The organism is Janthinobacterium sp. FT14W (genome assembly GCF_009208755.1).
Classification (GTDB): domain Bacteria; phylum Pseudomonadota; class Gammaproteobacteria; order Burkholderiales; family Burkholderiaceae_D; genus Janthinobacterium; species Janthinobacterium violaceinigrum.
In genome coordinates, this window is sequence record NZ_WFLL01000021.1 from 52,205 (window position 1) to 74,510 (window position 22,306).

Sequence of the window (22,306 nt, forward strand, 5' to 3'; positions counted from 1 at the left end):
ATGGGCAATAATGTTGCCCGCTGTACTTTTTTCACTTCCCGGACCACGCCCATGACCCTACCCCGTCTTCGCCGTTCCCTCGGCTCCCTGCTGATCGCAGCAGCCTGCGCCTCGCTGGCCCATGCCGCCGATACCACGCCGGCATCGCCAGTTACCGCCACGCAAGCCAATGCCAGACACGCCATCACGCATGAAGACGTGTGGCTGATGAAACGGGTGGGCGCGCCCGTCGCCAGCCCGGACGGCAAGTGGGCCGTGTTTTCCGTCGTCGACAGCGCCTACTCTAGCCAAGACCAATGGTCGGACCTGTGGATCAAGTCCCTGCTTGACGACAGCGCCCCGCGCCGCCTGACGTTCTCCAAGGGCGGCGAAGGCGCCGTGGCCTGGTCGCCGGACAGCCGCCAGTTGGTGTTCGTCGCCAAGCGCGACGGCGATGAAGCGGGCCAGATCTACCGCCTCGACGTGGCCAGCGGCGGCGAAGCGCAGCGCCTGACGTCATTGACCCTGGGCGCGCGCATGCCGAAATGGAGCCCGGACGGCAAGCAGCTGCTGTTCATCAGCGACATCTATCCAGGCAACAAGACGGAAGCCGACGTCAAGCAAAGCGCGAAAGAGCGCAAGGACCGCAAGTACAGCGCCCGTTCGTATGAAACGACGGCGCCCCGCTATTTCGACAAGTGGCTGACCGACAAGCAGGTGCGGTTGTTCATCGTCGATGCCCAGCCTGAGACGAAAGGTGAAAACACGCCGCGCGACATCCTGTCGGGCACGCAACTGGTCACCCTGCCGGGCTTTGGCGGCGGCCAGGGCGACGAGGGACAATCGTTGGATGCCGTCTGGACGCCGGACGGCAAGGCCGTCGTCTTCAACGCGGCCACCAACCGCGATGCGGCGCAGCGCGAAGCCGTGGTTTCGCAGCTGTACTTGCTGCCAGTGGCCGGCGGCGAAGCGCAGCGTCTGACGCAGGACAAGCATAGCTACGGTTCCTTGAAATTTGCCGCCGACGGCAAGACCCTGTTCGCCCTGAGCGACGCGCAAACGCCCGGCAAAGTGTATGACGTGAAGCGCCTGGCCAGCTTCGCGTGGCCGCTGGTTAAGGCGGAACCAACCATCCTGACGGCCAGGCTGGACCGTTCTATTTCGCGCTTCGTGCTGCCCGAAGGCGGCAAGCGCGTCATCTTCAGCTATGAACATGCGGGCCTGGAAAAGCTGTACTCGATCGATGCCAGGGGCGGCGACGTGCGCGAGGAGCCATCCTTGCCGACGGGTACCATCAATTCGCTGAGCAGCGGCGGCAAGGCCTTGGTGGGCGTGTGGGAATCCGCCATCAACCCGCCGGAAATCTATGCATTCCACGGCAAGCAGCCGAAACGCCTGACGGCGTTCAATACGGACAAAGCGGGCAAGATCGACTGGCAGGCGCCCGAGCACTTCTGGTTCACCACGGCCGACGGCCGCCGGATCCACAATATGCTCGTCAAGCCGGCCAACTTTGACCCGAACAAGAAATACCCGCTGTTTACCGTCATCCACGGCGGCGCGGCCAGCATGTGGCGCGACCAGTTCGTGCTGCGCTGGAACTATCACTTGCTGGCCAAGCCCGGCTATGTCGTGCTGCTGACGGACTACAAGGGTTCCACCGGCTATGGCGAGGAATTTGCGCGCTCGATTCAGTTCGACCCATTGAAGGGCCCAGGCGACGAAGTCAACCAGGGTGTCGATGAAGCCATCAAGAAATATCCATTTATCGACAGCACGAAACTGGCCGCCGGCGGCGCCAGCTATGGCGGCCACCTGGCCAACTGGCTGCAGGCGACCACCACGCGCTACAAGGCCATCGTCTCGCACGCGGGCGAAATGGACCTGATCATGCAGTGGGGCACCAGCGATGGCGGCTTCGGCCGTGAAACCAATGCAGGCGGCCCCGTCTGGTCGAACCTGCCCGTGTGGCGCGACCAAAGCCCCGTCATGCAAGCGGGCAACCACGAAAAGGGCACGGGCTTTACCACGCCCATCCTGATCACCGTGGGCGAACTCGATTACCGCGTGCCGGCCAACAATGCCTTGATGAACTTTGCCGTGCAACAGCGCCTGAACGTGCCGGCGAAATTGCTGGTGTTCCCGGACGAAAACCACTGGATCCTGAAGGGCGAGAACAGCCGTTTCTTCTATAGCGAAGTGGAAGGCTGGCTGGCCAAGTACCTCAAATAAGTCCTGAAACGTTCTTGAAAAAATGAAAAAGCCAGGCTCCGCTCATGCGGGACTGGCTTTTTTCATGCTGGCTGGGCGGCGGGTGCGGCCGCCTTCTGGCGGGCAATCGCCATCACCATCAGCGCGGCCACGAGGCAGGCGGCGCCGGCCGCGAACAGGGCCGGGTTGTAGGTCAGCATCAGGGTGCGGATGCGGCCCGCGCCATACGCGGCCACGGCGGCGCCCAGCTGGTGGCCCGCGAAGATCCAGCCAAACACCATGCCCGCCCGCTCCCGGCCAAACGTGGCCCCCAACAGCTTCACGGTGGGCGGTACGGTGGCGATCCAGTCCAGGCCGTAGAACATGGCGAACAGCGACAGGCCGTACAGGGTGAATTCCGAATACGGCAGCCAGAACAGGGACAAGCCCCGCAAGCCGTAATACCAGAACAGCAATTTGCGGTTGTCATAGCGGTCCGACAGCCAGCCCGACAGGATCGTGCCGAACAGGTCGAAGGCGCCCATCATGGCCAGCACGGATGCGGCCGGCACGGCGGACAGGCCCGAGTCGCCGCACAGGGAAATGAAATGCGTCTGGATCAAGCCGTTGGTGCTGAGACCGCAAATGAAAAAGGTGCCGAACAATATCCAGAAGGTGCGGTTTGCCGCTACGCTTCGCAAGATCAGAAAAGGCGTGGCAAACGTCATCTTCGCCGCAGGCGCCACCGCCAGGGGCGTGGCCGGGTCGGCGCCATACGGACGCAAGGCCACGTCCTGCGGCCGGTTGCGCATGCACAGGAAGGCCAGCACGGCGACGATGGCGCAGCTGGCAAACACGGGCATGACGGCCGTGCGCCAGCCGAAGTGCTCGATCAGCCAGGCGCCCACGGGCAGGAACAGCAGCTGGCCCGTGGCCGAGCTGGCCGTCAGCACGCCCACCACCAGGCCCCGGTGCGTCTCGAACCAGCGGTTCGCCACCACGGCACTGAGCACCAGCGCCGTCATGCCCGACCCGAGCCCCAGCAAGATGCCCCACAGGGCGACCAGGTGCCAGAACTGCGTCATGCGCGTGGCCAGCAGCATGCCGGCGGCGATCAGGCCCAGGGCCACGCAGATGATATTGCGCAAGCCGAAGCGCTCCAGCAGGATGGCCGCAAACGGCCCCATCAGTCCAAACAGCACGAAACGCACGGCCAGGGCCGAGGAAATCTGCTCGGCATCCCAGCCGAACTCGCGGCTCAAGGCTTGCATCAGCGCCCCAGGCAAGCCCAGCGCTGCAGACGAGGTCAAGGCGGTGAGGAAGGTGATGGCGACGATGACCCAGGCAAAGTGGATGCCGCGCCGGTCCAGCCATTGCGAAAAAGGATAGGAAAGCATGCTGCCCTCATGAAAAAAAGAATACCAAGGCACCACCAGGTGGCGGGCTTTTCCCCATGTTATATGATGATCGTAATTTATACAATCAAAAAAACGGGAGCCGCACTGCTGCGTGCGGCTCCCGTCCAGGCGTCAGGCGGCTGAAACGGGGCAGTCGCTGCGTGATCGGCATGCGTCCCAGCGGGACGCATGCCCCCGGCGGATCAGCCCCCTTCCATTACTTCACTTTCAAGCCATTCTTCACGTCCGTCACGCCTTCCACGCCACGGGCCAGGTCGGCCGCTTTTTTCACTTGCGCCTGGGAAGGCACGAAGCCGCTGAGCATGACGACGCCGTTGACCGTTTCCACGTGCACGTCCAGCGCTTTCAAGTCATTGTCCTTGACGAGGTCTGCCTTGATCTTGGTGGTGATGACGGAATCGGACATGGCCGTCTTGGTGCTGCTGGCCGCATTGCGCGTCACGCAGGCAGCCTTGGCCGTCGCATCCATGGCGTCGCAGTTTTCCTTCGTCGTGGCGGGCGGATTCTGCGCCACGTTGGTGCCGGCCCTGGCGCCCGTGCTGGCATCGGCCAGCGCGGCCGTTTTCGCCGCCTTGGCATCGTTCATGCACGTGGTTTTATCGGCGCCCGTGCGGTCGCCGCACCTGGCCTTGGCCAGGTCATACTCGGCATTGGCGACATCCTTGCGGGCCTTGCCCAGTTCGCGCGGCGTGTTGCGGTACTGGGCCACGGCGTCCGAATCGGCCTTGGCGCGCGCCACTCTGGCTTCTTCCACGCAGACTTTTTTCGCATTGCCGCTGTGGCTGCCGCAGGCGGCCTTGGCCTGCTTGTAGTCGGCCGAAGCCTTGTCCGTCAAACTCTTGTATGAGGCATCCTGCGCATACGCGGGCGTGGCGGCAAGCAGGGCGCTGGCACTGGCGGCCAGCATGAGTGCGATCATTTTGTTCATGATGGTTCCTCTCTGGTTAGTTGATGCCCAGATTAGACCCCTGCCCGCCGCAAAGCTCCGTGCGACAGCACACGCTGACAGGCCATCCGGGCATAAATCAGCGTTTATTTGTCGCCGCTCAAGCCCTTCCGCCACAATACTTGCGCCTGTTCAAATGGTGAAGCAGACCCATCAAATGCGCCGTCGCCATCGGCCAGCGCCAGCCATGCCTGCGTAGCGTGCGAAGCGCCCCCGCTGTCGCCGCCGGCACGCACGCCGCGCATCCAGGCCAGTACCTCCGGGTATTGCCCGGGGTGGCGCCCATGCATCCAGGCCAGGGCCACCAGGTCCGCATACGCCTCTTCGCGGCGCGTCTCGCGCAGCTCCTGCGCCAGCTGTGCCTGCTTGCCACGCTGCATGCTGGGCGGCTCGACAAAGCCCCGTGGCAAGGCATGCCAGTCGCCCTGCGCATAGCGCTGGCAATGGCCGATCTCGTGCGCCATCATCGCTTCCATCATCATGCCTTGGCGCGCAGGCAAGACATCGTGCAAGACACCCTCCGCCTGCGCATTGCCGCGCAGCGACAGCACCAGCTTGCAGCGCCCCGCTTCGTAGCCCAGCGCCAGCGGCACGGCGCCGGGCGCGTCCTGCGGCTGCACGATGATATCGATGGGCAAACCTTGCGCGCGCGCAAACGCGATGACGGGCTGGCCCGCCTGCAGCCAGCGGCTTTCCACATCCGTGAGCCTGGCGGCGGCCACGGCGGGCAAGGGAGATACAGCGATGAGCAAACTCATCAGCAAGAGGGGATTCGGCATGGGATCGGCGGGGTAAAGGAAAGCGGAAAGCAACCGTTGCAGGGTAAGCGGTGAAGATATTTCCGCAAGGAAAAACTGGCAACTTTTCGGAAAAAAAAGACGAAAAAAAACCGGTGCACGGCACCGGCTTTTCACACTGACAATAGCCAGGAACGGCTTACTTCTTCGCCGCCTGGTCCAGTGCGCGCGCCGTGACGAATTCCGGGCGGATATCGTTCGGCACGGCCTTCATCTTGTCGAGCGCCACCTGCACTTCAGGACGGATGACCACGTACTTGGTCATCAGCGCTTTCGCGCGCGCGTAGTCGCCCGTCGCTTCGATGGTCAGGAATTCACGGTCCAGGTCGATCACGGCTTGCTTGATCTTGCCGAAATCGACGCCAAACCTGCCGTCGCCCAGCGAGACAAAACCGCCCTTGTCGAGGATGTAATTCATCTGGATGGCCATGCCGCGCGCATGCGAATCCGTCAGGCCGAAATGCAGGGTGCGGAAGCCGGAGGCAAGGAAGGTGTTGTACAGCTTGCGCTCGGCCACCGCGCCCTGGCCCAGGGTGTCGTTGAGCTGGCCCTTGTCCATCATGTAGCGCAGCGCGTACAGGCCCGTGATGTCCGCCTTGGCTTCTTCGATGGTCGAATACGCTTCCTTCAAGTCCTGGCGCGGCGTCGATGGCTTGCCGTCGACGACGGTGGCATGCGGGCCCAGGCCGTGCATGATTTCATGCGCGAGGATGTGCGTGAAGAAGGAATTGAAGTCCACGTCCTGCTGCGCCTCGGGCGTGAGCACCAGTTTCGAGATCGGCGTCAGGGTGGCCTTGAACTTGGCTTCCTGCACGTTCTTCAGCATCACGCGCTTCGAGCCGCGCGCGCTGATGATGCGCTCGTCATTGGGCAGGTTGTAGGCGGCCGTCTGCACGGCCATGTTGCCGTCGCCCGCGCCATACACCTGGTTCACCACCACCATCGGCGCCAGCGCGCCCACTTTCGGGTTGCGGTACTGGGCGTCCAGCGGCAGGTTGTCTTCCAGCTCCTGCATGTGCTTGGCGAAGAAGTTCAGCTTCTGCGTTTCCGCCTGGTCGCGGATGTTCACATACGCCTCGAACGCGGCCTTGTAGCCGAACAGCTCGTCGTTATACGTTTCGTACGGGCCGATGGTGATGTCGACGGGCGAGTCGAGGTCCATCCAGGCGAAGTCGGACGGCAGGTAATCGTTGTCGAGGAAAGCCTTGGCGCGCAGGGTCAGGAATTTCTTCAGGGATGCGTTGTCGGTGGCGGCGGCCGCCTCGTCGAGCAGCTTGGCCAATTGTGTCAGTTCTACCTTGTACTCGTCCGAATACTTGACGGTACGGTACTTGCCATCCTTGCCCGCGCGGATGGTCGTGAAGAACCATTGCGCCTGCTGCTTGTCGTCCGCCGACAGGCCGTTCATCCACGTTTCCAGGCCGGCCTTGGTGGCGCCCGGCGGATAGAAATTGCCCGCTTCCGGCTTGTGCGCGGGAATGGCGATGCCCGCATAGCTGGCCGGCATGAACGCGGCGTGGGCATCGAGCACCGACCACGGGCCCTTGTTGATCCAGAAATAATTCAGACGGGCCTGGCCCAGCTTTGATTTGTCCTTCTTCAGGGCGGCCCACAGGGCTTCATTGCCGGACCAGCGCTGGCGCAGCTGCAGCACGTCGACCAGCTTGGCCGCTTCGACCAGCTTGGCGATGGCCTGGCGGTCGCCCGCGGACAGGTGGGTGGTGTCGGCAGTCAGCTCGACGGGCGCGTAACGGGCGCTCATGGCCGTCAGTTGCGCGGCGGTGGCCGGCGTTGCCGCTTGCGGCGCGGCGCAGGCGCTGCCGACGGCGGCGGCCATCAGCAGGGGAATCAGGATGTTTTTCATGGGGCCTCGGTGTATGGTTCACAGCAAGCAAGCGCCCCGCACCATCACGGCGCGGCCGCTTCCTTGTTCAGCCTGCGATTGTCCCACCTGCCCCATGGCATGGCAAGCGGCTTACCAGACCCTGTACACCTGCCCCGTCTGCGCCCCTTCCACGCTGCGGCTGTAAGCGAGCGCCACGCGGCTGGCGGCGGCCGGTTCGAAGCCGTAGAAGAACGGGCCATACGACTCCAGCGACTCTGCCAGCACCGTGGGGCTGACGACATTGATGCGCACGCCGCGCGCCAGTTCGATGGCGGCGCCCCGCACGAAGCCTTCCACGGCCGCATTCGTCATGCTGGCGGCCGCGCCGAAGCGGATGGGCTGCTCGGCCACGATGCCGCTGGTGAGGGTGATCGAGCCACCGTCGTTCAGGTATTCCTGCGCCACCAGCGCCACGTTGACCTGGCCCATCAGCTTGCTGTCCAGGCCCAGCTGGAATTGCTCAGGAGTAAATTCCGCCAGGGGGCCGAAATGCAGCTTGCCGGCCGTGACGACGACGGCGTCGACCTTGCCGATGCGCTTGAACAGGGCCCGCACTTGCGCGATGTCGCCCATGTCGGCCTGGTGCGTGCCGCTGCGGCTGCCCACTGCGATGATTTCATGGCGCTGCGCCAGTTGTGCGGCGACGGCCGTGCCGATGGTGCCGCTGGCGCCGATGATGACGATTTTCATGCTGCTTCCTTGTCTGGGGTTGAACGATGGAGCCAGTATGCGCCGCTTCCAAAAAGGAATAAATACGCTAGAATTTACAAGATTACTAACCCACAATTTGCAATCGAGGCGTATGGATAAATTGCGCAGCATGGAAATCTTCGTCTCCGTCGTCGACCAGGGCAGTTTTACGGCCGCCGCCGACAGCTTCCGCATCTCGCCCGTGATGGTGGGCAAGCACATCCGGCAGCTGGAAGAGCGGCTGGGCACGCGCTTGCTGGCGCGCACCACGCGCCGGCAGAGCCTGACGGAAATCGGCCAGCAGTACGTGGAGCAATGCCGCCAGATCCTGGCGCAGATCGCGGCCGCCGAAACGGGCGCGGAAGCGATGCGCGCCACGCCGCGCGGCAAGCTGAAAATCACGGCACCCGTATCCTTCGGCAGCGAACGCATCGCGCCGCTGATGGCCGAATACCTGGCGGCCTACCCGGACGTGAGCCTGGAGCTCAATCTGAATGACAGGATGGTGGACCTGGTGGAGGAAGGATTCGATGCGGCCATCCGCATCGGCGCGCTCGAGGATTCCGGCATGGTGGCGCGGCCCCTGCAGCACTACGCGATGGTGATCTGCGCTTCGCCCGACTATCTGGCGAAACACGGCACGCCGCACACGCCCGACGATCTGGCGCGGCACGAATGCGTGGATTTCATGCAGTGGTCGCGCCACATGCGCTGGCGCCTGAGCGGCAAGGAAGCGCGCCACGATGGCGTGACTGCCGAGAGCCGCTTCCGTTCAAACAATGGACAGGCGCTGCGCATGGCGGCCCTGCACGGTTTCGGCATCGTGATGCAGGCGGAAATTCTGCTGGCCGACGATATCGCGGCGGGACGGCTGCTGCCGCTGCTGCAAGATTACGTGCCGGCGCCGCGCCTGATGCACCTGCTGTATCCGCGCGATCGCCAGCCCACGCCGAAGCTGACGACCTTCATCGACTTCATGCTGGAACGCTACGGGCCGGCGGCGACACCGCCACCGGCCACGCTCACGTAACTAGTTGGATTGACTTACCATTTTTTGCTCATGGTTGACATTGCGACACCTGAGAAAACCGTAGCGAGCGGCAGTGATTTGTGGCCGAGAAGCGCAACCGTACTCTAGTACGGTGAGCATCGCCGGGCGCAAAGCGCGACGCGCAGTAGGTTTTATCCGGTGTCCTTCAATGCTGCCAGCCGGCGCCCAGCGAACGGGCCACGGCCACCGTCGCCAGCAGGCGCTGGGTCTTGATCTGCGCGGCGGCGCGGTCCGCTGCCAGCGAACTGCGCTGCGCATCGGTGACGTCCAGGTAGGTCGAGATACCGCGCTCGTAGCGCGTGCGCGCCACCAGGTAGGCGCGCGCCGCCGCTGCCTGCGACAGGGCCTGGGCATCGCCCTGCAACTGGCGCTGCTCCACGTCGGACAAGGCGTCTTCCACTTCGCGCAGGGCCGTCAGCAGCTTGGTTTCATGGTTGGCCACGGCCTCGCCATAGCGCGCCTTGCTCAAATCCAGGTTGGCCTGGTTGCGGCCGCCGTCGAAGATGGGCAGCGACAGGGCCAGCGGACCAAAGCTGAACTGGCGCGAACCGCCCTGCGCCAGGTCGCGCAGTTTTTCCGACGCGTAGCCGAAATTGCCCGTCAATTGCAACGACGGATAGAACGCGCCTTCGGCCACGCCCACCTGCGCGTTTGCCGCGCGCAGGTTCGCCACGCTGGAGATCAGGTCGGGGCGGTGCGCCAGCAGGCTGGCCGGCAAGCCGACGGGAATGGCGGGCGGCAGCGGCAAGCTGGAAGGCTCGGCGGCCACCGGCAATTGCAGCGCCGACGGCGGCTTGCCCGTCAGGGTAGCCAGGCTGTTTTCCAGCTGGTTGCGCTGGCGCTTGACTTCATGCAGGTCGGCTTGCGCGTTCGACAGTTCCACTTTTGCGCGCGCCAGGTCCAGCTCATTCGTCAGGCCCGCATTGAAGCGCGCCTCGACCAGCTGCGCCGATTCGCGGCGCGTGTCGAGCGCGCCATTCAAAATGGCCATTTCCGCATCCAGGCCGCGCAACTGCCAGTAGTTGCTGGCCACTTGCGCCGACAGCATCAGCAGCACGCCATCGCGGTCGGCCTGCGCCGCCAGCGCCTGCGCATCGGCCGCTTCGACCAGGCGTTTCACGCGGCCCAGCAAGTCGACTTCGTACGACAGCGTACCGCCCACGGAAAAATTATTGCCGCTGATGGAGCGGTTGCCCAGGGCCAGGCCCTGCGAGGTGTTGGCCGAGGTGCGCGAGTTCGAGATGCCCGTGCTGACGTTCACGCTCGGGCCCTGGTTGGCGCGCGCCGTGCCGCTTTGCGCCAGCGCCTGCAGCAGGCGTTCGCCCGCCGCCTTGACGCTGGGATTGTCCTGCAGGGCGCTGCGCTCGAGGCGGTCCAGGGTGGCGTCGCCGTAGATGCTCCACCACTCTTTCGGCAGCTGCGCGGCATCGGCCGCGGCCGCGCCGTGGCGGAACGAGGCGTTGTCGATGCCGGCCACGTTTGCCGGGGCCGTGAAATCCTGGCCCACGGTACCGCAGGCGGACAGCGCCACGGCAAGGGAAGCGGCCAGCGCGATTTTCGTCAATACTGTTTGCATGGTGTATACCTTCTTGTTCTTTAAGGGCTTGCGTTGGCGGTCAATGACCGCCGCCACCGCCACCGGGGGCTTTGAGTTTGTCGGCCAGCCACAAGGGCACGATGCAGGCCAGCAGGATGGCGCCGATCAGGAAGAAGCCATCGTTGTAGGCCATCACATACGCTTCGCGGCGCACGATGCCGTCGATCGCCTGCAAGGCTTGGTTGCCGGCCGTGACGGCGTCATAGCCCTTGGCCATGAACGAGGACGTCAGCTGGTCGATGCGCAGCTGGGTGGCGCTGGAATACGCATTGATCGCCTCGCCCAGGCGCTGCGAGTGGAAGTGCTCGCGCGTGCTCAGGGCCGTGGCCAGCAGGGCGATGCCGATGGAGCCGCCCAGATTGCGCGTCATGTTGAACAGGCTCGATGCGGACGGCATGTCCTTCGGCGCGATGCCCTTCATGGCGAAGTTCGACAGGGTCAGCATGACGAAGGGCTGGCCCAGCGCGCGCACCACCTGCGACCACAGCAGCTGGTCGTAGCCGGTGGATGCATCCATGTACGCATTCATCATGCACGAACCGCCAAACAGCAAGAGGCCGAACGAGCACAGGATGCGGTTGTCCACCTTGGAGGACAGCTTGGCGACGAAGGGCATGATGAACAGCTGCGGCAAGCCCACCCACATGATGACTTCACCGATCTGCATGGGCGAATAGCCGGCGATCTGGCCCAGGAACAGGGGCAGCAAAAAGGCCGAGCCATACAGGCCCATGCCCGTCACGGCCGACAGCACGGTGGCGACCAGAAAGTTGCGCTGGCCGTACAGGCCCAGGTTGACGAACGGTTCGGCGCGCGTGGCGCTGGTGACGACCCAGCCCAGGATGCCCACCAGGGCCAGCGCGGCAAAGGTGATGATGAAACCCGAGTCGAACCAGTCCTTCGAATTGCCCTCTTCCAGGAAGATGGTCAGGCAGCCCAGGCCCAGGGCCATGAAGAAGATGCCCAGCCAGTCCGCTTTCCAGAACATCTCGAGCTTCATCGGCTCCTTGTCCAGGCCATAGATCATGCCGGCGATCAGCAGCACGCCCGGCACCCAGTTGATGTAGAAGATCGAGGGCCAGCCATACAGCTCGGAGAGATAGCCGCCCAGGGTCGGCCCCATGGCTGGCGCCAGGGTGGCCGTCAGGCCGAAGATGGCCATGCCGACGGCGCGCTTCGAGGCGGGCAGCTTGAGCATCACCAGGGTGAACGCCATGGGGATCAGGGCGCCGCCCGTGAACCCCTGCAGCATGCGGAAGACGATCATGCTTTCCAGGTTCCAGGCCGTGCCGCACAGGGTGGAGAACAGCAGGAAGAAAGCGGTGGTGCCTATCATGTAGGTGCGCAGGCCGAACACGCGCGCCAGCAGCGCGGTGAGCGGGATGACGATGATTTCCGCCACCAGGTAGGCCGTGGAAATCCACGAGCCCTCTTCCTGGGTGGCCGACAGCGAGCCAAGGATATCCTTGAGCGAGGAGTTGGTGATCTGGATGTCGAGCACCGCCATGAAGGCGCCCAGCATGCCGGCGGCGACGGCCAGCCAGGTACGCCCGGAGACTTTCTCGCTGATCACGGGAAACGCCGGCGATGCCGCCGGTGTGGTGGAAGGGCTGCTCATGGAAGCTTAGCGGGCGGCGGTGTGCACGGCTGGAGCGACTGGCGCGGCGGCGTGGCGCGGCGTATTTTCCGACGCGGGCTGGTTCACTTCCACTTCGGCGATCACCGACATGCCCGGCACCAGGCGGCCGTTCATGGCCTTGATGTCTGCCGGCTGGAAGACGATCTTCACCGGCACGCGCTGGACGATCTTGGTGAAGTTGCCGGTGGCGTTATCGGCCGGCAGCAGCGCGAATTGCGCGCCCGAGGCAGGCGCGAAGCTGTCGACCGTGCCCACCAGTTTCTTGCCCGGCATGGCGTCGATCGTCACGTGCACGTTCTGGCCGCGGTGCAGGTCGGCCAGCTGCGTTTCCTTGAAGTTGGCGGTGACCCAGACGTTGTCCTGCACGATGGCCGTCAGTTGCTGGCCGGGCTGCACGCGCATGCCCGTTTCCACGTTGCGCTTGCCGATGCGGCCGGCGACGGGAGCCAGGATGCGGTTGTATTGCAGCTGCTGCTCCGCGTCCTTCAATTGCACGCGCAGCACGGCCACCTGCGCCTTGGCCACGTCGCGCGCAGCTTGCGCCGCACCGATCTGCGCCTTGGCGGCCGATGCGCTGTCGCGGCGGGCGGCCAGGTCGGCCACGGCGCTGGAGCGGGCGGCATTGGCCGCATCGACTTCCGCTTTCGAGACGGCTTTCATCTGGCTCGTGTACAGCTGGCCATAGCGCTCCGCATCCTGTTTCGCGCGCAGCAGCTGCGCGTCCGCCTGTGCCACTTGCGCCTGGGCAGCGCTCGCTTGCGCCTGCACTTGCGCGATCTGCGCATCGGCCTGCAGCACTTGCTGCTCGGCGCTGGCGATCTGCGCGGCGATCTGTTCGGTCTTCACGCGCTGGTCGAAGGGATCGAGTTCGGCGATCACGTCGCCCTCTTTCACCATTTGGTTATCGTCGATGAAAACCTTGGTGACGACGCCGGAAATGCGTGCCGACACGGGATGCACGTGGCCCGAGACATAGGCGTTTTCCGTTTCCACGAAATAGTGGCTGCGGTACCACATGCGCGCGCCGGCGCCCAGTGCGACGAGGACGATCAGGCCGGCGATGATTTTCACGCGGTTGTTCGGCGGGGCGGAGCTGGCGGAAGCGGCGGGCGTGGAAGGTGCGGCCGGGGCCGCGGGTGGGACGGCGCTAAGCACCTTGTGCTCTGCTTGGCCTGGCTGGTTGGACATACTCGCTCCGAAAATGAAATGACATAGGTTCATTATTGGTCAAAGAAAAGCCAAAGTCAAGAAATGAAACGATTGCATTTCATTTTAATTTGCACTACAGTGTGAGCCATCACTGACCTTCCAACTTATAAAGAGACCCAGACCATGCCCGATCCCGGCCTCAGCGATACCTTGCCTACCGATAAAGAATCCGGCGATGCCGCCCAGGAGCTTTCCTGCTGCGGCAAGCCAGCCGGCCGCCCGCGCGCAGCCGACATGGAGGCGCGCATGGAAAACCTGCTGCACACGGCCGCTTGCCTGTTTCTGGAAAAGGGGTATGGAAAGGTCAGCCTGGAAATGATCGCCCGCGAAGCCCATGTGGCCGTGCGCACGATTTATGTGAAATTTGGCGGCAAGTCGGGCTTGTTCAATGCCGTGGTGGAATTGCGCCGCGCCGCCTACTTCTCGACCATGCCGGCGCTGGAAACGGATATGCGGCCCCTGGCCGCCATCCTGAGCGAGTTCGGCCTGCTGTTCGTGCAGCTCGTTACGATGCCGGCCGCCATCCGCCTCAATCGCATGGTGGTGGCCGAAGCGGCCACGCACCCGGAACTGGCGGAAACGTTCTACAAAGTGGGACCGGGACAGACGCGCGAGATGCTGGTCAAGTTTTTCAGCCGCCCCGACATCGCGCCGCTGTTCCGCGCCGAGTTGACGCCGTCCATGCTGGCGCTGCACCTGCTCAATTGCCTGCTGGGAGATCAGATGTCGCGCCTGCTGTTCCCGCCGCAGGCGCAACCGGATGTGGCGCAACTGCGCGCCAAGGTGGAGGTCAGCCTCGACCTGTTCCTGCGCGGCACCCTGCGCCAGCCGCTCGCGGACTGAGGCGCGGTTCAGCCAGGGTGGCTGCCCGCTGCCTGCAACACAGCTTCGGCACGCCCATCGCTCAAGCCCAACGCACGCAGGAAAGGCTGGGCTGCCGACGGGCCATCAAGGCTGAGTGAAGGCTCACTGCCATCATACCGTTCCGGACCATAGCGCATCAGGTCGAACGAGGTTTCAAAGCGCTGCGCCAGGAAATAGGTGCGGAAGTAATCAAAGGCAAACGCCACCTGCCCATCGGCGCGCGACAGCAAGCCGTGCGCATACAGCGGCGCCAGCCAGTCTCCGGCCCCCATGTTCCAGCCCTTCACGCCACAATAATCGCTGGCAAAACGCTCCAGTTCCGCCTCGCCGAGAAACAGGGTCTTGGCTTCGAACATCACGAACGCCAGCTCGATCAGGAATTCGCGCGCATCGGCAGCCGCGCCGGCGTCCGCGCGCGGCGGCACGCCCGCCCTGCCCAGCAAACCATCGAAATAGGCGGACTCGCCTGCCAGCTCCGGCAGCAGGGTGGCAAACACATACTCGGCATCCACCTGCCCCGTTTCCTGGCCATTCGGCGTGTACAGCACCGACAACGCGAAGTTCTTGCTCACTTCGTCGAACTCGCGCAGGGACACGGTCCACTGCGTGCCTGCCGCGTCGCCATCGGCCGCGCCTGTGCCGAACTCGAGCACGGAAAACGCCGCCATCTGGCCATGCGTACCGTACAGACTGCCAGGATTGCTCTTGAACAGGATGCCCAGCGACTTCATGAGCGAACTGGCATCGCCCGTATGCTGGTGGCCATGGAACACGGCGTGGATATTCTTGTAGTGCGCGCGCTGCTCGGCACTGGCGTGCTCATCGGCGGAGAAAAAGCTGAAGCCGGCATTGCCCAATGCCGCCGCTGCAACACCCTGCACGCGGCTGCCCGGCACCAGGTAGAAACGCGCGCCGGGCAAGCTGGCCGCCTGCAGCAGGGGGCGCAGGAAATATTCATAGACATACACGGGCGTCGTGCTGGCGCAGGCGTCGGGCGCCACCAGCTGGCCCGTGAAGAAAATCGCATCGATCTGCTTGCCGGCGGCCAGGATAGCGGCCACGTCCTGGTACAAGGCATGCAGCATCACGGCTTGCTCTTGCTCATCAGCCCGACGCAGACGGACATCGGCAATATGAAGGGCGGTAAACTTTTTCATTGTTGCAAAACTCTCTCAGTACAGCGGAACTTGACCGAAACCCACGCTGGCAACATTCCTGGAAAAATCACACGCTGCTGTTGAAGCAAAAAGCAGAACATGGTGACAGACCTCCATTCTGCCACTTTTTCCATACGGCAATACTCACCAATTTTCACATGGGGCGGATACGCCACGCTTCATCTGCGGTTTACCTTGCCGGGATCAAGGGAAATAAAAAAACCCGCAATCGCTTGCGGGTTTTTTTTGTACTGAAAATTAACTTTTTATCAGCGCTTGCGCGGCGGCGGCAAGTCCGTGCACACGCCTTTGTACACTTCGGCGGCCATGCCGATCGACTCGCCCAGGGGCGGGTGCGGGTGGATGGTCTTGCCGATGTCGGTGCCGTCGCCCTTCCTTGATGGCCAGCGCGATCTCGCCGCCACATCGTTATCTGCGGCCCGCATGCGTGCCGACGATGGCGCCACAGCGGATATGCTGGATGAAAAAAACCCGCAATCGCTTGCGGGTTTTTTGTACTGGGAATTGACTTTTTATCAGCGCTTGCGCGGCGGCGGCAAGTCCGTGCACACGCCTTCGTACACTTCGGCGGCCATGCCGATCGACTCGCCCAGGGTCGGGTGCGGGTGGATGGTCTTGCCGATGTCGGTGCCGTCGCAGCCCATCTCGATGGCCAGCGCGATTTCACCGATCATGTCGCCCGCATGCGTGCCGACGATGGTGCCGCCGATGATGCGGTGCGTTTCCGCATCGAACAGCAGCTTGGTGAAGCCTTCGGCGCGGCCATTGGCCACGGCGCGGCCGGAAGCGGCCCACGGGAAGTGGCCCTTCTCGACCTTGATGCCCTTGGCTTTCGCTTCGTCTTCCGTGATGCCGGCCCATGCCACTTCCGGGTCCGTGTAGGCGACCGACGGGATCACCTTGACGTCGAAGTGCGACTTCTGGCCGGCGGCCGCTTCGGCAGCCACGTGGGCTTCATGCACGGCCTTGTGCGCCAGCATCGGCTGGCCCACCAGGTCGCCGATGGCGAAGATGTTCGGCACGTTGGTGCGCATCTGGCTGTCGACGTTGATGAAGCCGCGGTCCGTCACTTGCACGCCCGCCTTGTCGGCGGCCAGCTTCTTGCCGTTCGGGCTGCGGCCCACGGCGACGAGCACCAGGTCGTAGACTTGCGGCGCCGGTGCCGTGGCACCCGCTTCGGCGGCTTCGAACGTGACCTTGATGCCCTCCGGCAGCGCCTCGACGGCTACCGTCCTGGTCTTGGTCATGATGTTATCGAAGCGTTTTTCATTGAACTTCTGCCACACCTTGACGGCGTCGCGGTCCGCGCCCTGCATCAGGCCATCCATCATTTCGACCACGTCGATGCGCGCGCCGAAGGTCGAATACACGGTTGCCATTTCCAGGCCGATGATGCCGCCGCCGATGACCAGCATGCGTTTCGGGATCTGACGCAATTCCAGCGCGCCCGTCGAATCGACGATGCGCGGGTCTTCCGGCACGAAAGGCAGTTTCACCACGGACGAACCGGCGGCGATGATGGCCTGCTTGAACTGCACGACCTTCTTCGTGCCGTCATTGGCCGTCACTTCGATGTGGTTCGCGGAGAGGAACTGGCCCACGCCCGTTACCACTTGCGTCTTGCGCGCCTTGGCCATGCCGGCCAGGCCGCCCGTCATGTTCGAGATCACGCCTTCCTTGTACTTGCGTACCTGGTCAATGTCGATGGTCGGCTTGGCAAACGTCACGCCCGTGCTGGACATGTGCGCCGTCTCGTCGATAACGGAAGCGACGTGCAGCAGCGCCTTCGACGGGATGCAGCCCACGTTCAGGCACACGCCGCCCAGCGTGGCGTAGCGTTCGACGATGACCGTGGACATGCCCAGGTCGGCCGCGCGGAACGCCGCCGAATAGCCGCCAGGACCGCCGCCCAGCACCATCATGTCGACGTCGATGTCGACCTGGCCGCTGTAATTGCCGGCCGGGATGGCGGCGACGGCCGCCGGTGCCGGGGCCGCAGCGGCGGCAGGTGCTGCCGCCGGAGCTGGCGCAGCGGCAGGCGCAGTTGCCGGAGCAGCAGCCGCGCCTTCCGACGCGTCCACCACCAGCAGCGCGCTGCCTTCGGCGATCTTGTCGCCGACCTTGACTTTCAATTCCTTGACGACGCCGGCGTGGGTCGATGGAATTTCCATGCTGGCCTTGTCCGATTCGACCGTGATCAGCGACTGGTCCACCTTGATGGTATCGCCCACCTTGACCATCAGTTCGATGACTTCGACTTCCTTGAAGTCGCCGATATTCGGTACTTTTACCTCTACTGTGCTCATCAATCGCTCCTTACAGCAGAATTTTGCGCATGTCGGCCAGGACTTCGCCGAGGTACACGGAGAATCGCGCGCCCATCGCGCCATCGACCACACGGTGGTCGTAGGACAGCGAGGTGCCCATCATCAAACGCGGCTGGAAGGCCTTGCCATCCCATACCGGCTTGATCGAGGCTTTCGACAGGCCCAGGATGGCCACTTCCGGCGCATTGACGATAGGCGTGAAGTGCGTGCCGCCGATGCCGCCCAGGGACGAAATCGTGAAGCTGGCGCCCTGCATGTCGGCCGGTTTCAGCTTGCCTTCGCGTGCCTGCAAGGACAGTTCCGTCATTTCGCGGGCGATCTGCGAGACCGACTTCTGGTCCGCGCCCTTGATCACGGGCACCACCAGGCCATTCGGCGTGTCGGCCGCGAAGCCGATGTTGTAGTACTGCTTGAGGATCAGGTTTTCGCCCTTGGCATCCAGCGAAGCGTTAAACGCGGGGAATTTCTTCAGCGCGGCGACGGACGCCTTGATGACGAAGGCCAGCATGGTCAGCTTGGCCGCATCCTTGTTCTTCGCATTGGCCGCGTTGGTGTCGACGCGGAACGCTTCCAGGTCCGTCACGTCCGCTTCGTCGAACTGCGTGACGTGCGGGATCATGACCCAGTTGCGGTGCAAATTCGGACCCGAGATTTTCTTGATGCGCGACAGCGGCAGCAGTTCGGTCGCGCCGAACTTGCTGAAGTCCAGCGACGGCCATGGCAGCAGGTCCAGGCCCACGCCCGAACCGCCTTTGGCGACCGGCGCCGCATTGGCAGCACCTGGCGCGGCGACGGCGCCCGACATCACGCCCTTGACGAAATTCTGCACGTCTTCCTGGGTGATGCGGCCCTTCGGACCGGAACCGCCCACGCGGGCCAGGTCCACGCCCAGTTCGCGCGCGAACTTGCGGATCGACGGCGACGCGTGCGCCAGCTTGCCGTTGACGGCAGGGGCTGCGGCCACTGGCGCCGGGGCGGCAGCGGCGACCGGCGCCGACGCGACGGCAGCGGCTGGCGCGGCGACAGCTTGCGCCGGTGCGGCGGCAGGTGCAGCAGCAGGAGCGGCAGCGCCGCCGGTCGTTTCCACGACCAGCACCAGCGAACCCTTGGCGACCTTGTCGCCGACCTTGACCTTCAATTCCTTGACGATACCGGCGTGGCTCGATGGAATTTCCATGCTGGCCTTGTCCGATTCGACCGTCAGCAGCGACTGGTCGACCTTGATCGCATCGCCCACCTTGACCATCAGTTCGATGACTTCGACTTCCTTGAAGTCGCCGATATCGGGCACGCTCACTTCCACCAGGGCCGGCGCGCCGGCAGGGGCGGCGGCTGGCGCAGCTTCGGCAGCCGGTGCAGGGGCGGCAGCGGCTGGCGCCGGTGCGGCCGCAGGGGCAGCCGTGGCCGAGGCGTCGTCCGCCACTTCCAGCAGCAGGACCAGCGAACCTTCGGCGATCTTGTCGCCCACGTTGACTTTCAATTCCTTGACGACACCGGCGTGGCTCGATGGAATTTCCATGCTGGCCTTGTCCGATTCGACCGTGATCAGGGACTGGTCGACCTTGACCGTATCGCCTGGCTTGACCATCAGTTCAATGATCTCGACTTCCTTGAAATCGCCGATATCCGGGACTTTGACTTCCACAATGCTCATAGCTTGCTCCGTTATTTTATTTGTCAGATGGACCCGCACACACGCCAGGGCGGCACTTTCGCACCGCCCTGGCATCATCGGGTCCGCACAACGATTACTGGGTCACCGGATTCGGTTTGTTGGCGTCGATGCCGTACTTGGCGATCGCCTGCTCCACCACCGACACGTCGATCTTGCCTTCGTCAGCCAGCGATTTGAGCGCGGCCACGGTGACATAATAACGGTTCACTTCGAAGAACTCGCGCAGCTTGGCGCGGCTGTCCGAGCGGCCAAAGCCATCGGTGCCCAGCACTTTATAAGTGCGGCCCTTCGGCATGAAGGCGCGGATCTGTTCTGCAAACGCGCGCATGTAGTCGGTCGTGGCGACGATCGGGCCATCCGTGTCCTGCATCAGCGACGTGACGTACGGCACGCGCTGCTCTTTCGACGGGTTGACCATGTTCCAGCGTTCCGCATCCTGGCCATCGCGGGCCACCAGGGTCAGCGACGGCGCCGACCACACGTCCGCAGCCACGCCCCAGTCGTTGGCAAGCAATTCGGCGGCGAAGATCGATTCGCGCAGGATGGTGCCGCAACCGATCAGCTGTACGCGCAGCTTGGCGTCAGCCGGGCCTTCCTGCAGCTTGTACATGCCTTTCAGGATGCCTTCTTCCTGGCCTGGCTTGATGCCTGGCTGGGCGTAGTTCTCGTTCATGATCGTGATGTAGTAGAACACATCTTCCTGGTTGGCGATCATGCGGCGCAGGCCGTCCTGGATGATGACGGCGACTTCATGGCTGAAGGTCGGATCGTACGGCATGCAGGTCGGGATGGTCGCGGCGAAGATATGGCTGTGGCCATCTTCGTGCTGCAAGCCTTCGCCGTTCAGGGTCGTACGGCCGGCCGTGCCGCCCATCAGGAAGCCGCGGGCGCGCATGTCGGCCGAAGCCCATACCTGGTCGCCGATGCGCTGGAAGCCGAACATCGAGTAGAAGGTGTAGAACGGGATCATGATGCGGTCGTTGGTCGAATACGACGTCGCCGCGGCGATCCACGAGCTCATGCCGCCCGCTTCGTTGATGCCCTCTTGCAGGATCTGGCCAGCCTTGTCTTCGCGGTAGTACATGACCTGGTCTTTGTCGACCGGCTCGTACAACTGGCCTTTCGGGTTGTAGATGCCGATCTGGCGGAACAGGCCTTCCATGCCGAAGGTACGCGACTCGTCGACCAGGATAGGCACGACGCGCTGGCCCAGGTTCGGGTCTTTCAGCAGGGTCGAGATGACGCGCACGAATGCTTGCGTGGTCGAGATTTCACGGCCTTCAGGCGTGGCTTCGAGCACGTTCTTGAACGCGTCCAGGCCAGGCACGGGCAGGGTTTCTTCCGACTTCTGGCGGCGCTGCGGCAGGTAGCCGCCCAGGGCCTTGCGGCGCTCGTGCAGGTAGACCATTTCCGGCGCATCGTCGGCAGGCTTGAAGAACGGGATGTCGGCCAGCTTGTCGTCCGGGATCGGCAGCGAGAAGCGGTCGCGCATTTCGCGGATGGCTTCGTCGTCCAGTTTTTTCGTCTGGTGCGCCGTGTTGCGCGCTTCGCCCGACTTGCCCATGCCGTAGCCCTTGATGGTCTTCACCAGCAGGACAGTAGGCTGGCCCTTGTGTTCCTGGGCGATCTTGAAGGCCGCGTAGATCTTGTGCGGATCGTGGCCGCCACGGGTCAGGCGCCAGATGTCGTCGTCCGTCATGTTGGCAACCATTTCCAGCAGCTTCGGATGCTTGCCGAAGAAGTGCTTGCGCACGTAGGCGCCGTCTTTCGCTTTGTAGTTCTGGTATTCGCCGTCGACGGTTTCCATCATCACGCGCTGCAGGATGCCTTCCTTGTCCTGTGCCAGCAGGGCGTCCCAGCCCGGGCCCCAGATGACCTTGACGACGTTCCAGCCGGCGCCGCGGAATTCGCCTTCCAGTTCCTGGATGATCTTGGTGTTGCCGCGCACAGGGCCGTCCAGGCGCTGCAGGTTGCAGTTGACCACGATGACCAGGTTGTCGAGCATGTCGCGTGCGGCCAGGCCGATCGCGCCCAGCGATTCCGGCTCGTCCATCTCGCCATCGCCGCAGAAGGCCCAGATCTTGCGGTTGTCGGTCTTGGCGATGCCGCGTGCGTGCAGGTACTTCAGGAAGCGCGCCTGGTAGATCGCCATGTGCGGGCCCAGGCCCATCGACACGGTCGGGAACTGCCAGAAGTCAGGCATCAGCTTGGGATGCGGGTACGAGGACAGGCCCTTGCCGTCGACTTCCTTGCGGAAGTTCAGCATTTGCTCTTCCGTCAAACGGCCTTCGAGGAAGGCGCGCGCGTAGACGCCGGGCGAGGAGTGGCCCTGGATGTACAGCAGGTCGCCGCCGTGGTCGGCCGTTGGCGCATGCCAGAAATGGTTGAAGCCGATGCCCAGCATGTTCGCCAGCGAGGCGAACGAGGACAAGTGGCCGCCCAGGTCGCCGTCGGCGCGGTTGGCCTTGACCACCATGGCCATGGCGTTCCAGCGCATCCACGAGCGCAGGCGCTCTTCGTATTCCAGGTTGCCGGGGCAGTGTGCTTCTTGTTTGGTCGGGATGGTATTGACGTAGGCGGTGGTGCTGGAGAACGGAATCTGGGCGCCGCGGCGGCGGGCCAGGTCAACCAGGCGCTCCATCAGGTAATGCGCGCGTTCCGGACCTTCATTTTCCAGCACGGCTTCGAGCGCATCCAGCCACTCCTTGGTTTCCTGCATATCCGGGTCGGTGCCGATCTGTGTCGTTACCTGGTTCAGTTGAGCTGACATCTGTTGAGTCTCCTTTGTGAGCGCCCCACCCCGATTTTCCGGATCGCTGTCGGACGGTATTTCGCTGATTATTTACTATTAAGTCGGTTTA

Annotated in this window: 15 protein-coding genes and 1 pseudogene; 3 read left to right on the plus strand and 13 right to left on the minus strand. The window is 63.7% G+C overall.

The window, feature by feature from the left end; translation table 11 throughout:
• Positions 1-51 precede the first annotated feature (51 nt).
• Positions 52-2,211 (plus strand): alpha/beta hydrolase family protein, encoded by a 2,160-nt coding sequence (locus GCN74_RS15495; RefSeq protein WP_152257511.1) that lies wholly within the window; start codon positions 52-54, stop codon positions 2,209-2,211.
• A gap of 62 nt (positions 2,212-2,273) precedes the next feature.
• Here GCN74_RS15495 and GCN74_RS15500 read toward each other — a convergent pair whose 3' ends face one another.
• The 5 genes from GCN74_RS15500 to GCN74_RS15520 all read right to left on the minus strand — a co-directional run bounded on the left by GCN74_RS15500 (position 2,274) and on the right by GCN74_RS15520 (position 7,905).
• On the minus strand, positions 2,274-3,566 hold the full coding sequence (locus GCN74_RS15500; RefSeq protein ID WP_152257512.1) for an MFS transporter: 1,293 nt from the start codon (positions 3,564-3,566) through the stop codon (positions 2,274-2,276).
• 217 nt (positions 3,567-3,783) lie between these two features.
• A complete protein-coding gene (locus tag GCN74_RS15505; RefSeq protein WP_152257513.1) occupies positions 3,784-4,515 on the minus strand; it encodes a BON domain-containing protein in 732 nt (243 codons plus the stop codon).
• A gap of 104 nt (positions 4,516-4,619) precedes the next feature.
• A complete protein-coding gene (locus tag GCN74_RS15510) occupies positions 4,620-5,312 on the minus strand; it encodes a hypothetical protein (RefSeq protein ID WP_226939063.1) in 693 nt (230 codons plus the stop codon).
• A 157-nt stretch (positions 5,313-5,469) separates the two neighbouring features.
• Positions 5,470-7,194: a dipeptidyl-peptidase 3 family protein gene (locus GCN74_RS15515; RefSeq protein WP_152257514.1), complete on the minus strand. Its 1,725-nt coding sequence runs from the start codon at positions 7,192-7,194 to the stop codon at positions 5,470-5,472.
• 111 nt (positions 7,195-7,305) lie between these two features.
• Positions 7,306-7,905 carry a short chain dehydrogenase gene (locus GCN74_RS15520; RefSeq protein WP_152257515.1) on the minus strand — a complete coding sequence of 200 codons (600 nt, stop codon included), beginning with the start codon at positions 7,903-7,905 and terminating at the stop codon, positions 7,306-7,308.
• 112 nt (positions 7,906-8,017) lie between these two features.
• Here GCN74_RS15520 and GCN74_RS15525 point away from each other — a divergent pair, with 112 nt between their 5' ends.
• Entirely contained in the window at positions 8,018-8,935 is a 918-nt protein-coding gene (locus GCN74_RS15525; protein ID WP_152257516.1) for a LysR family transcriptional regulator, read from the plus strand.
• A 166-nt stretch (positions 8,936-9,101) separates the two neighbouring features.
• Here the strand turns inward: GCN74_RS15525 and GCN74_RS15530 are convergent, their stop codons facing one another.
• The 3 genes from GCN74_RS15530 to GCN74_RS15540 are packed head-to-tail and all read right to left on the minus strand — an operon-like array spanning position 9,102 to position 13,380.
• The gene (locus GCN74_RS15530; protein WP_193317103.1) at positions 9,102-10,532 is read right to left on the minus strand and encodes an efflux transporter outer membrane subunit; all 1,431 of its coding nucleotides are present in this window, start codon (positions 10,530-10,532) and stop codon (positions 9,102-9,104) included.
• A gap of 40 nt (positions 10,533-10,572) precedes the next feature.
• A complete protein-coding gene (locus tag GCN74_RS15535; RefSeq protein ID WP_152257518.1) occupies positions 10,573-12,171 on the minus strand; it encodes a DHA2 family efflux MFS transporter permease subunit in 1,599 nt (532 codons plus the stop codon).
• Between the two features lie 6 nt (positions 12,172-12,177).
• The gene (locus GCN74_RS15540) at positions 12,178-13,380 is read right to left on the minus strand and encodes an HlyD family secretion protein (RefSeq protein ID WP_152257519.1); all 1,203 of its coding nucleotides are present in this window, start codon (positions 13,378-13,380) and stop codon (positions 12,178-12,180) included.
• A 144-nt stretch (positions 13,381-13,524) separates the two neighbouring features.
• Here GCN74_RS15540 and GCN74_RS15545 point away from each other — a divergent pair, with 144 nt between their 5' ends.
• Positions 13,525-14,244: a TetR/AcrR family transcriptional regulator gene (locus GCN74_RS15545; protein WP_152257520.1), complete on the plus strand. Its 720-nt coding sequence runs from the start codon at positions 13,525-13,527 to the stop codon at positions 14,242-14,244.
• Positions 14,245-14,252: 8 nt separating this feature from the next.
• Here the strand turns inward: GCN74_RS15545 and GCN74_RS15550 are convergent, their stop codons facing one another.
• The 5 genes and pseudogenes from GCN74_RS15550 to aceE form a co-directional block, all read right to left on the minus strand.
• Positions 14,253-15,353, minus strand: coding sequence for a hypothetical protein (locus GCN74_RS15550; protein WP_152257521.1), 1,101 nt, complete (start codon positions 15,351-15,353; stop codon positions 14,253-14,255).
• Positions 15,354-15,691: 338 nt separating this feature from the next.
• Positions 15,692-15,887: pseudogene (locus GCN74_RS15555) on the minus strand (dihydrolipoyl dehydrogenase); the annotation flags it as partial.
• Positions 15,888-15,958: 71 nt separating this feature from the next.
• Positions 15,959-17,749 carry a dihydrolipoyl dehydrogenase gene (lpdA, locus tag GCN74_RS15560; RefSeq protein ID WP_152257522.1) on the minus strand — a complete coding sequence of 597 codons (1,791 nt, stop codon included), beginning with the start codon at positions 17,747-17,749 and terminating at the stop codon, positions 15,959-15,961.
• Positions 17,750-17,759: 10 nt separating this feature from the next.
• Positions 17,760-19,424, minus strand: coding sequence for a dihydrolipoyllysine-residue acetyltransferase (gene aceF, locus GCN74_RS15565; RefSeq protein WP_152257523.1), 1,665 nt, complete (start codon positions 19,422-19,424; stop codon positions 17,760-17,762).
• A gap of 94 nt (positions 19,425-19,518) precedes the next feature.
• Complete coding sequence (gene aceE, locus GCN74_RS15570) at positions 19,519-22,215, minus strand: pyruvate dehydrogenase (acetyl-transferring), homodimeric type (RefSeq protein ID WP_152257524.1); 2,697 nt, start codon at positions 22,213-22,215, stop codon at positions 19,519-19,521.
• Positions 22,216-22,306: the final 91 nt, after the last annotated feature.